This window comes from Rhizobium sp. PEPV16 (genome assembly GCF_008919455.1).
Taxonomy (GTDB): Bacteria; Pseudomonadota; Alphaproteobacteria; order Rhizobiales; family Rhizobiaceae; genus Rhizobium; species Rhizobium leguminosarum_Q.
In genome coordinates, this window is the sequence record NZ_VSZV01000184.1 from 1 (window position 1) to 11,198 (window position 11,198).

Annotated in this window: 11 protein-coding genes and 1 pseudogene; 2 read left to right on the forward strand and 10 right to left on the reverse strand. The window is 60.5% G+C overall.

What is annotated here, in order from left to right:
• Window positions 1–431 precede the first annotated feature (431 nt).
• A complete protein-coding gene (locus FY112_RS04635; RefSeq protein ID WP_017956647.1) occupies window positions 432–635 on the reverse strand; it encodes a cold-shock protein in 204 nt (67 codons plus the stop codon).
• Between the two features lie 112 nt (window positions 636–747).
• Window positions 748–1,260 (reverse strand): hypothetical protein, encoded by a 513-nt coding sequence (locus FY112_RS04640; protein WP_026158194.1) that lies wholly within the window; start codon window positions 1,258–1,260, stop codon window positions 748–750.
• Window positions 1,261–1,630: 370 nt separating this feature from the next.
• On the opposite strand from FY112_RS04640, the gene FY112_RS04645 reads away from it, so the two are divergent.
• Window positions 1,631–2,743: a hypothetical protein gene (locus tag FY112_RS04645; RefSeq protein WP_181018157.1), complete on the forward strand. Its 1,113-nt coding sequence runs from the start codon at window positions 1,631–1,633 to the stop codon at window positions 2,741–2,743.
• Window positions 2,744–2,894: 151 nt separating this feature from the next.
• Complete coding sequence (locus tag FY112_RS04650) at window positions 2,895–3,329, forward strand: GNAT family N-acetyltransferase (protein WP_151517827.1); 435 nt, start codon at window positions 2,895–2,897, stop codon at window positions 3,327–3,329.
• Between the two features lie 211 nt (window positions 3,330–3,540).
• On the opposite strand, the gene FY112_RS04655 is transcribed toward FY112_RS04650, so the two are convergent.
• The 8 genes and pseudogenes from FY112_RS04655 to FY112_RS04690 form a co-directional block, all read right to left on the reverse strand.
• A complete protein-coding gene (locus tag FY112_RS04655; protein ID WP_017956643.1) occupies window positions 3,541–4,284 on the reverse strand; it encodes an ABC transporter ATP-binding protein in 744 nt (247 codons plus the stop codon).
• On the reverse strand, window positions 4,281–5,138 hold the full coding sequence (locus FY112_RS04660) for an ABC transporter ATP-binding protein (RefSeq protein WP_017956642.1): 858 nt from the start codon (window positions 5,136–5,138) through the stop codon (window positions 4,281–4,283). The genes FY112_RS04655 and FY112_RS04660 overlap by 4 nt, the downstream gene beginning before the upstream one ends.
• Window positions 5,135–6,070: an ABC transporter permease gene (locus tag FY112_RS04665; RefSeq protein WP_017956641.1), complete on the reverse strand. Its 936-nt coding sequence runs from the start codon at window positions 6,068–6,070 to the stop codon at window positions 5,135–5,137. The genes FY112_RS04660 and FY112_RS04665 overlap by 4 nt, the downstream gene beginning before the upstream one ends.
• A gap of 4 nt (window positions 6,071–6,074) precedes the next feature.
• Window positions 6,075–7,172: an ABC transporter permease gene (locus FY112_RS04670; RefSeq protein ID WP_017956640.1), complete on the reverse strand. Its 1,098-nt coding sequence runs from the start codon at window positions 7,170–7,172 to the stop codon at window positions 6,075–6,077.
• A 6-nt stretch (window positions 7,173–7,178) separates the two neighbouring features.
• Complete coding sequence (locus FY112_RS04675; RefSeq protein WP_094088193.1) at window positions 7,179–8,765, reverse strand: ABC transporter substrate-binding protein; 1,587 nt, start codon at window positions 8,763–8,765, stop codon at window positions 7,179–7,181.
• 42 nt (window positions 8,766–8,807) lie between these two features.
• Window positions 8,808–9,758 (reverse strand): dihydrodipicolinate synthase family protein, encoded by a 951-nt coding sequence (locus tag FY112_RS04680; protein ID WP_151517828.1) that lies wholly within the window; start codon window positions 9,756–9,758, stop codon window positions 8,808–8,810.
• Between the two features lie 57 nt (window positions 9,759–9,815).
• A complete protein-coding gene (locus FY112_RS04685) occupies window positions 9,816–10,706 on the reverse strand; it encodes an SMP-30/gluconolactonase/LRE family protein (protein ID WP_094088192.1) in 891 nt (296 codons plus the stop codon).
• Window positions 10,703–11,198, reverse strand: a pseudogene (locus FY112_RS04690) (NAD(P)-dependent oxidoreductase); the annotation flags it as partial. The pseudogene FY112_RS04690 and the gene FY112_RS04685, both read right to left, overlap by 4 nt.

The following is an 11,198-nucleotide window of genomic DNA, read 5'->3' on the forward strand; positions in this document are numbered from 1 at the left end:
TCATGCCGACGATCGTGTCGGGCAACACCAACTCGCCGGTGATCATGATTGCCGAGAAGGCCGCGAATAGCATTCTATCAGGGGCGTGATGTGGTCAGCTCATCGCATCGTCTAAAACGAATGCATGAAGCATCCTTTGTCAGAGAGAAAATGCTCTGATTGCCGCCACTGCGCTGGCATGAGCGTCCTCACGCGTCATATTCATGATTTCAAAGGCGCGGACATCAAACGACACGGCCAGGCTCAATCGTCGGCGTTTCGGCTTAAAGCATGTGGCGCAAAACTGTGCAGCGGCTTTGCGACAACGACGACACAAAGCCTCTAAAGCGCGAAGATCACGATGCGCTTTAGAGTACGAAGGCATTCGCGCCCGCGACTCGTCACGATGAGCCCAACCCGCTCAACGCAGGCTGGGCCATCTTCGATTTCGATCAGAGCGTCGAGACGTTCTCAGCCTTCGATTTTCCGGTCTTGCGATCCTGTCCAATTTCGAAGCTGACCTTGTCGCCTTCGCGGAGCGACCCGCCGCTCTGCAGCGCAGACACGTGAACAAAAACGTCCTGGCCGCCACCCTCAGGGGTAATGAAGCCGAAGCCCTTGTCGTCATTGAAGAATTTAACGGTACCTGTCGGCATGAGATAACTATTTCCTTGTATCGTTCGACGATTTGCGAAGGCGAAACTATAGCTTCGGGGCTTCTCTATCAACCCTTTAGCACGACAACGGCTCTTTGAATGCAAAAAGATATCAGCTCCGACGAAGCTCAATGCGGCTCGTCACAACCGATCGACCTGTTGCGGGGTCGGTATCGACGGTTGTGAGACGCATGCCCGACGCCCCGGTTTTTTCGATCGTCATCTGCGCACGTCGGTCGCCATTGACCTCTTTCGCCCATTTGATCGCGAGGTTTATGGCATTACCAGCGCGTTTTCCGCCGAGGCCCGCGGTGCCGGTGCCCGCGCCCACGTAGGAGCCGGTGTAGGTTTCACCGCTGGCCCTGAGGTTGGCGCTGATGACACGGGAAAAAATGGCGAGACTGGTGCAGCGCCCATTGAGTGCAAGGGAACCTGCATTCGCATCCGACTTGAAACGGCAAGTGACTTTCAAGGTGGGTGCATTTGTCCGCACTTTCACCGTACCCTTACCGCTCCAATTTCCTGCCAATGTCTTGAGGAAAGCAGACTCGTCGGCATTGGCGGAGCCGGCCATGAGCATTGACGCCGTCGCAGCGGCAATGGCGCAGGCAAGGACCTTGATCATCTGAGTAACTTTCGGGCCGCTTAACATCCGCATCATGACGCTCCGCTGATCGAGGAGGAGGGTGTCATATAACCGCTCGGCGATGATTTGGTTCCGTATGGGAGGCATTGACGTCGTTCCCAACGCAGCGCGCACGTTTTCAACAAGATCAATGGACCAATGATGCCCACGCAGGCTGAAAGGGATTGCGATCTCCCGCCTCAGGTTTTAGATCGGTCTTACACAATGAGATTGTGCAAGCCGGCCGGAACGACGTCAATTCCGCTATAGCGCCGCGCGTCTTTTCAGATGCACAAAGGACGCCGCAGCGCTTTGAGTTGCGGCCTCATTGGCCGCTGCCCGAGCTTGCCAGCCCATTGCGCTGTCACATATGAGGGGTCCGACGCCATTGCCTTCACTTGTTCTTCCTAGTCGCCCGCTCTCGTTGGCGCGCAACGTCATCTCCACGCCGAGCGCTTATTTCTGGTCGACGCCCATTATCCTGGCGCTGGCTGTCTTTCTATTCGTCTCGGAAGCACCAGGGGTGATCCGCGATTTCCAGATCAGCCAGAACCCTTTGACGCTCGAAAATGGCGACGTGCAAAACGGGCGATGCACGACACGCAAGGCAGTGCTTACCGATTGCGAGGCACGCCTTGTCTACAGCTACGGTGGACGAGACTACGACACCGAGGTGGAGGTCATGTTCGTCGATTTCCATACCGGCGACTACGAAACCGGCCTTGTGATATCAGCCGATCATCCTGAACTTGCGACGATGAGCCTGGGTCTGGACATGCTCTGGAATCGGATCATCACGCTTACGGTATTTGCGCTACTGTTTGGTGGCATGAGCCTGGGGATGATTTTTCTCGCTATCCGCATTTGGTGGGTCAAGGGCCAATTGCTTCGGCCTGCCATGCTGACCCCCGTCCCGGTCGAGATTACCGCATTCGACCGCAAACGCGGCGTCCTTTCCATCACCTATAATGACAAGATCGCCGACGACAAAACCGGGCGATCGGCTTACACGCGCATGAAGAATGGAGAGGAGCCTCTGATCGTCGGTGAAGCCAATGGCAAGGCGATCGGACTGGCCGTCAGGCACGGCAATACGGCCCTGCCGGTGCTTCTCGACGATCGTCTGCAGCGCGTGGAGCTTGCGGATAACGAGCGCACCGCAGCTCTTGCACCCTTTGCGTATCAGCAAAAACACGACCGGAATGCACCGGTTTTGATTGAAGAACCAAAAAGGACGGTATCGATCTGGAAGCGGCTGCAGCTTTTCTTCGGTGTGTTGCTTCTGATCGTCGTGGGCGTGGTCGGCTTCTGGCTTTGGTACGTCACGACCTCCACAACAGCATTCCAATCGCCTGGCATGGACATCAACAATCTCATGCCAGCGCCGTTGAACGAGTGGGGATGCGAGCAGCTGAAGAAGCGGTTCGGTCAGGATCGCGCGCCGTTTGGTTGCGTCGCCGACGATTATACGAGCTGGAAATAGAGGTTGAACCCGCTGACCCGGACCTGCCTAGGGTAGTCGCGATCTTTACCTTTTTAGGGACAAGGCGAAAAACCTGCGGATGCAGGCAACACACCATTGCGAAATCAACAGCCTTCGGCGAATGTCACCTCACGTAGCGTGAGACGAGTTTATGCCATTTCGGATCGAGCGTCTGATTGAAAAACACATTAGCGGCGCGGCCAGCGTGTTGGTAAATGCCTATGCCCTGCCTCCGTGGAATGAGAGCTGGTGCCTTGAGGCGGCTGCAGAAAATGTGACCTATGTGCTTGAAACTCCCAGGTCAATTGCACTTGCGGCAGTTGACGGAGACAAGGTGCTCGGCATTGCGCTCGGGATACGACAGCGGCGCCATACAGGCCCCGTCATCTATGTGGACGAGCTTTCAGTGCAGCCCGACGCACAGGGTAAGGGAATAGGGACCGCTCTACTTTCTGCAATGTTCGAAACAGCCACAGCTGAAGGATGTAGCAGCGTGTGGTTGATCTCACAACGAGGAGGGGCGCTGTCGGAGTTCTATCAGCGTTGCGAATTTGCCGTGATAAGCGACCTTGGCCTGTACTCTTGATCAAGCGGATAACGCTAGATTGGGAATCCCCGATCCGCCCAGCGAAAATCTTGAGCATGCCGGGGTGAACATGCGAATGGCCGAGCGTCTTTCAAAGGTTACGCAACATCATCGGCGATCGATACTGCCTTTGGTTTAGGCAGCCGGCTCGGCTTGACGTGTATGGCGGGCCTGCGACGACTTCAAGAAGCAGGCGCGTATCGATCGAGAGTTACCCCTTTCCGTACATCCGGCTGGCGCGCAGCAGGCGTTGCGAGTAGGGGTGTTCGACCGCACCTCTTCGGAGGGCACCGACATCGACCTGTTCGACGATCTCGCCCGCTTCCATGATGGCGACGCGGCTGCACATGTGCGAGACGACGGCGAGGTCGTGGCTGACGAGCAGATAGGTCAGCCCGCGGTTGGTGCGCAGATCCTGGAGGAGATTGAGGATTTCGGCTTGCACTGAGACATCGAGCGCCGATGTCGGTTCGTCGAGAAGCAGAACGTCCGGATCCAGCATCAGCGCGCGGGCGATCGCCACGCGCTGGCGCTGGCCACCGGAGAGCTGGTGCGGAAATCTGTAGCTCAGCGCCGGATCGAGGCCGACCGATCTCAGGACGGCGTTGACGTCGACGGAATTCGTATCCAGGCCCTGGTTGCGCAGCGGTTCTTTCAACTGCGAGCGGATGGTCTTGCGGGGATGGAGAGATCCATAGGGGTCCTGGAACACCATCTGCACCTGGCGGAAGAATGGCCGACTGCGCCGTTGAGTCAACGGCTCGCCTTGGAGTTCGATCCGGCCGTCATAATTGGCGTTGAGGCCGGAAAGCGCCCTCAGGACAGTGGACTTCCCGCAGCCGGACTCGCCGACCAGGCCGAAAGCAGTTCCCTTTTCGATGGCGAAGCTTACGTCTCGAACGACAGGTCGCTGCCCGGGTCCGAAGCGGACCGTAAGATTGTCGATTTTAATCACCGCGGCGGCTCCAATGCGAATTCTTCAAGCCAGGCCGGATCCCGTTTCAGGATCGGCAGCCGGGCAGGGGGATCTTCGATCGTCGGCAGGGATGCCAGCAAGCCTTGCGTATAAGGATGTCGGGCCTTGTCGAGATCGCGCGCTTCGAGCACTTCCACGACCCGCCCCGCATACATGATGAGGACGCGATCGCAGAAATTCCGGATGAGATTGAGGTCGTGGCTGATGAAGATCAGCCCGAGATTGCGTCGCAAGACGAGCTCGTCGAGCAGGGCCAGGATCTCGAGCCTCACCGTCACGTCGAGCGCTGAGGTCGGCTCGTCGGCAATCAGCACTTCGGGTTCGGCAATCAACATCATGGCGATCATCGCCCGCTGGCCCATGCCGCCCGAGATTTCGTGCGGATAAAGGCGGGCCACACGCTCCGGATCGCGGATCTGGACGGCCTCGAGCATATCGAGCGCCTGTTGCCAGGTCTTTACCTTGCTCGTCCTCGGATGATGGAAGCGGTAGGTCTCGGCGATCTGTTCGCCGATCCGCATGACGGGATTGAGCGAATATTTCGGATCCTGCAGGATCAGGCCGATCCGCCGCCCCCTGATCGTCATCATCGTTTTTTCGTTCGCCTTGAGCAGATCGACGTCGCGAAAGCGCATCCGCTCGGCATTGACGATCGCCGTCGGTGGCAGCAGCTTCATGATCGCGCGGCCGACGGTCGACTTTCCCGACCCGGATTCGCCGACGATCCCGAGCTTTTCCTGTCCAAGCGAAAAGCTCACGCCGCGCACGGCCCGCACCTGTCCGCCGCCAAATGCGATTTCGAGGTTCTGAATATCGATCAAGGGCTCTGTCATTCTGAACCTCGGGGATCGAGAACATCGCGAAGCGCATCGCCGACAAGGTTGAAGGCGAGGCTGACGAGCGCAATGGCAATGCCGGGTGCTGCGATGACCCAGGGGCTATCGAGCATGAATTCACGTCCGCTGGCGGCCATCGAACCCCATTCCGGCCACGGTGGCTGCGCGCCAAGGCCGAGGAAGCCGAGGCCGGCGGCAGTGATGATGATTCCGGCCATATTGAGGGTGACGCGGACGATCACCGAGGGAATGCACATCGGCAGGATGTGACGGGTGATGATCGCGATCGATGTCGCGCCCTGCAGGCGTACGGCGGCGATATAGTCCGCCTTGCGCAGGCTGAGCGTCTCGGCGCGCGCCAAGCGCGCGATCGGCGGCCAGGCCGTCAGTGAAATCGCGATGATCGCATTGGTGATGCCTGGACCGAGCGCTGCGGCAAAACCCAGCGCCAGCACGAGGCCGGGGAAGGAGAGAAAAATATCGGTGATGCGCATCAGGATTTCATCGACGATGCCGCCGAAATAGCCCGAGACGGTGCCGATCAGCAGGCCGAGCGGGGCGACGATGACCGTGACGAGCATGATGATGTAGAGCGTCGTGCGGGCGCCATAGATCACCCGTGAAAAGACGTCGCGGCCGAAATTGTCAGTGCCGAGCCAATGGCTCGCCGATGGCGCGGCAAGCCGCCCGGCCATGTCCTGAACGATCGGATCGTAGCTCGTCAGCAGGGGGGCGGCGAGCGCCACGACGATCAGCAGCAGGATGATGGCTAGTCCGGCCAGGCCAAGCGGGTGCAGGCTGAATTTCCGCCAGCCCTGGTGAATTTGCTGCGCCGATGACTGGAACCAGCCTCGAGGCTCCGGTGCGAGCAGCCAGGTGCGAAGGCCGCCGGTGTTGACGCTGTCTGCGTGCTCAGAGGAGATCGTCATGGCGTCACCGTGTCCTCGGATCAAGAATGCGATAAAGGAAGTCCGACAGGATGTTGATCGTCAGGAAGACGGCGCCGATCGTCAGCACCGAACCCATGACCACGTTCATGTCGTTCATCTGCAGCCCCCGGGTCAGGTACTGGCCGAGCCCCGGCCACCCGAAGACGGTCTCGATCAGCACCGCGCCTTCGAGCAGACCGCCGAAGGTCAGCGCCATGATCGTCAGGAGTTGTACGCGGATGTTCTTGAATGCATGGCGCCAGACCACCTTGCGGGTGCCGAGCCCCTTGGCCCGGGCGGTGATGATGTATTCCTGGCTTAGCTGCTCCAGCATGAAGCTCCGCGACATGCGGCTGATATAGGCGACGGAATAGTAGCCGAGGATAGCCGCCGGCAGGATGATGTGGCCAAGGGCGTTGTAAAACACGTCCCATTGGCCCTGAATCGCCGCGTCGATCAGGAGGAAGCCCGTCATCGGCGTGACGAGGCCTTCATAGAAGACATCGATCCGGCCCGAGGCGCCGACGAGCTTCAGCTTCGCATAAAAGACGAAGAGCGCCATCAGCCCGGTCCAGAAGATCGGGATGGAGTGGCCGGCAAGGGCGACGATCCGCGCGATGTGGTCGATAACGGTTCCGCGCCTGACCGCAGCGGTGACCCCTAAGGGAATGCCGACGATCGCCCCGATGATCATGGCGATGATCGCAAGTTCGATCGTCGCGGGAAAGATCGTCAGGAGATCGGTGAGGATCGGCTGGCCCGTCGTCGCCGACATACCGAGATCGCCTGTGGCGATGTTGCCGACGTAGGAGAGGAACTGCATCCAGATCGGCTGCCCAAGACCCAGCTCGTTATAGACGCGATCGTAAACCTCCTTGCTGACTTCCGCCCCGGTGATGGCGAGCACCGGGTCGGCGGGCAGCAGGCGGCCCATCGAGAAGGTCAGGAAGAGCAGGCCGAGCAGCGTCGTCACGACGGCCACGACGCGTCCCGCCAGGCGCCGTAGCAGGCTCAGTGCCGGGTGCGGGGCCGCCTCGGCGAACCCGCCCAGCGGGGAGTGCCGGCTGCTCTCCCCCTTCGATGTCATATCGGCGCTTGCCACGGCGTTCTACTCCTTGATCACGTCATGCCAGCGCGTCGACCATGTCGTATGCCCGTGATAGCCCTTCACGTTGGCGCGCATGACATAGGGGTCGGTTCGCTGGAAGAAGATGACCAGCGGCGAAGCCATGCCGGCATAGATGCCATCCATCTTCTTGAAGATGTCGGTGCGCTTTTCCGTGTCGCGCTCCTTCATCGATTGGTCGATGAGCGTGTTGAGTTCGTCCACCTTCATGCCCGTGCGCCAGAGGTAATAGCTGCCGAGGCGTGCTTCGTCGCTATTGTCGGGGTTGAAGGCATATTGCGTGGCGACCGCGAAGGGATCGGGCAGGCGGGCGCCGGAATTGCCGAGCAGCACTTCGAATTTGCGCTCGCGGAAGGCGGGCGTGAACTCGCCGGGCACGAGATCGAGATCGATGCCGGCGGCGCGGGCACTCGCCTGCAGCGCTTCGGCGAAGGGCAGGGTCGGGGCTCCCGACGGATTGAGCACCTTCTTCAGGCCATTGGGATATCCGGCCTCCGCCAGCAGTTGCTTGGCTTTGGCGGGATCGTAATCGTAGCGCACCTCCGCCTCGCCGGGAGCGCCGATCATGCCGCGCGGGATCATCGACTGCCAGGGAAAGCCCGTATGGCGCATGATGTTGCCGGAGATCGCTTTCCAGTCGAAGGCATGCTGGAAGGCCTCGCGAACTTTCGGCTTCTGCAGATCCGGGTCTTTCTGATTGAGGGCGATATAGTAGAAGCCAAGACCCGGGACATTCTCGATGACCATGTCCTTGTTGGTGGCGAGCGCATCGAGGTCACCGCTTGCCACATACTGGCCGACATCGACGTCGCCGGCTTCGAGCTGAAGCCGGAGATTGCCGGATTCCGGGATATGACGGGCGACGACGCGCGCCATGGCCGGCTTGCCGTCCCAATATTTCGGCTGCGCATTGAAGATCGCGACATCGTTCGGCCGCCACTGCGCCAGGCTGAATGGGCCGCTGCCGGCAGAATTGGCGGAAAGCCAGGCGCCGCCGAAATCGCCGTTCGCCTCGTGCGACAGAACCGTCTTCTTGTCGACGATGCCGATCGACGAGCCCGCCAGCGAATAGAGCACCAGATCGGTATTGACCGACTGCGGCAGCTCGATCTCGAGCGTGTGTTCGTCTTTTGCGCGAACGAGCTTTTCGACGTTTTCAGGCGTAAAGCCCCAGAGCGCGATGTCGGTGGAGCCGACCTGGCCCATCTTGATGACGCGCTGGATCGACCAGGCCGCATCCTCGGCGGTCACCTTGTTGCCGCTCTGGAAGACGGCGTCGTCGCGTAATGTCAGCGTGATGATCTTACCATCCGCCGAGACGCTCCATTGCGTCGCGAGCATCGGCTTCAGCGTCTTAAGATCGTCCGGCGACAGCTGCACGAGGTTGTCGTAGAGGTTCGAGATCAGTTCGGAAACCGTGCGGGCATTGTTCTGCGCTGGATCGAGCGTCCTTATACCGGTGAGATTGGTGCCGATCACCAGCATATTGGGCGGCGACGCCGCGAAGCTGGGCTGCGCCGTCGTCAGGGCGCCGGCAATTGCGATCGTTGTCAGTACTTGTCTCAGCATCTCAAGACCTCCCAATCCTGTTGTTTGTGGATAGCGTCGAAATCAGCCGGCCGCCTTTACGGCCGACTGGTCTGAATGAGTTTGAATGTCGCCTTCGGCCTCCCAGCCTTGAAGCAGCCGATGAAGCTCCTCGCGGTCATGCTGGTCGAGCTGCGGCAATCCCGGCACACGCACGGGACCGACATCGAGACCGGAATAGGTGACGGCTTCCTTGACGACGGTCACGTTCGTGCCATTGCGGAATTTGGTTCGCATCCGCTCGAATGGCTCGAGCTTGTTGACGATCGCCCTGGCGGCGGCAAAATCGCCTTTTTCAAGCGCAGCGTGGACCGCAAGCGAGAGCTTCGGCGCGACATTGACGAGGCCGGACGTGAAGCCGCGGGCGCCGGCTGCGGTAAATGTCGGCGCCCAGCTCTCCGCCAGGCCGCAGACGAACAGCGCGCCGCCGGGGCTCGCCGCCGGGATCGCTCTCGACAACAACATCAGATCGCTTGTGGCGAATTTGATGCCGGCAATATTGCCGTGATTTGCGAGGCGGACGATATCGGCGACGGCGAAACCATCCGCCCTGACATAGGCGATGAGCGGCAGGGCGGAAGCATCCGCAAGATTGCAGAAATAGTCGATCTGGGCCGCAGGTGCTGCGAAAGGATCGACGGGCTGATGCGACATGACGGCGGATGCGCCGATCGCGGCCGCATCTTTCGCCATGCCGATCGCCTCGCGCAGCGACCGGCCGATCGCCGCCGTCACCGGTGCCTTGCCGTCGACACCTGAAACCGCCGCCTCGTGGACGATCCTGATTTCCTGCGGTGTCAGAGCATAGAATTCCCCGGTATTGCCGGCAGCGACGATGTTGTGAATGCCCGCTGCCGCCACCCGCTCATAGACCTTCGCCGTGATCCGGGGTTCGACTTCACCCCTGCCGTCATAGGCGGTGACCGGAACACCCGATACGCCTGTAAGCGCCTTGCGCATGGTTGCGATGCTCATCTTTCTTCCCCGTTATCTTTCCATCAATCCGTCGTCACCCGAAGGATAGGCACGCTGTCATCCGACGGGATGATCCCCGAAGCGGAAGGGCGGCAGGCCCTTTGCATCCACGTCGAAGGCGATCACCGTTCCCGCTTCGAAACGCCCGCTGCGATCCGTCGACAGGCTCGTGACGAAGAGGGTACGCAGATCCGGCCCCCCGAAACACGGCATCGTCGGTGCGGGGACCGGCAGAATGTAGATTTCGACGATTTCGCCTTCGGGCGATATTCGGTTGAGGCGGCCGGCGGAAACGCCGGCGCTCCAGTAGAACCCGTCACGATCGGTTGTCGCTCCGTCCGGCCGACCCTCGTCTTCCGTGAAGCTGCGAAGCCGGCGCCCATCGCCGAGGTCGCCCGTATCAGGATCGAAGTCGAATGCCTGCAGGAAGCATTGCCGGCTGTCGGAGTGATACATCCGCCGGCCGTCCGGCGACCAGGCAAGGCCGTTGGAGCTCGTCAGTTTTGTGGCCACGGTCCGCGTGCTGCCGTCGGCGCTCACGCAGAAAAGTGCGGCCTCATTGGTCTGCGGCTTGGCTTCGCTGAACGAGCCGATCCAGAAGTGCCCGTCGGGGCCGACCTTTCCGTCATTGAGGCGGCAATTGATGTCGCGTCCAACCGGATCGCACACAAACTCGAAATCTCCCGAATCCGGATCGAAGAGATGGACGCCCGTCTGGAGCCCCACGACGATCCTGTGATCGCGGCAAAGCCCGAGCGCGCCGATTGCGGCCGGCATGTCGAAGCGGTCGATCTTTCCTGAATGCGAAAGCCGGACGAGTGCCGGCGCCAGAATATCGACGAACCACAGAGTGCCGGTCTCCTCGTCCCATACCGGCGATTCACCGACCGTCAGCGGTTGCTGGATAACGGAACGGACGTCCGGGCGGATGACCCGAGGCGCCGTCATTCAACCGTCTCCGGGCTCTTGGCCAAGCCATCGGCGTCGCGCATGCGGATGGTGCCGTCGTGATTGATCTCACAGAACCCGCCACCCTGGAACGCCAGCGCGACCGGCCCTTCGGATCCCTCTTCGATCAGGGCGTGGTCACGCGGCCGGTCCTGCGGCTGGTAGCCCAATCGTGTCGCCAGATCGTTCTCCCACCACATCTCCTCGGTGTCAGAAACGCCGTAGACCACTGTTGCTGCGATCAACGGGTGCGAAAGGCCGATCCTGACCAATTGCGCCAGGTCTCGCGCGCTGATCCAGATGGCAATGGATCGCTCGCTGTTGGGATAGGTGCCCGCATTGCCGATGCGGATGGAAAGAGAGCGAATGCCCGATGTGTCGTAATAAAGCCCCGCCACAAGTTCGCCCCAGCATTTGGAAAGTCCATATGGGCTGTCGGGGCGCATCGGGTCGAGCGGCGACACGAGCTGGCCGCGCGGATAAAAGCCGGTG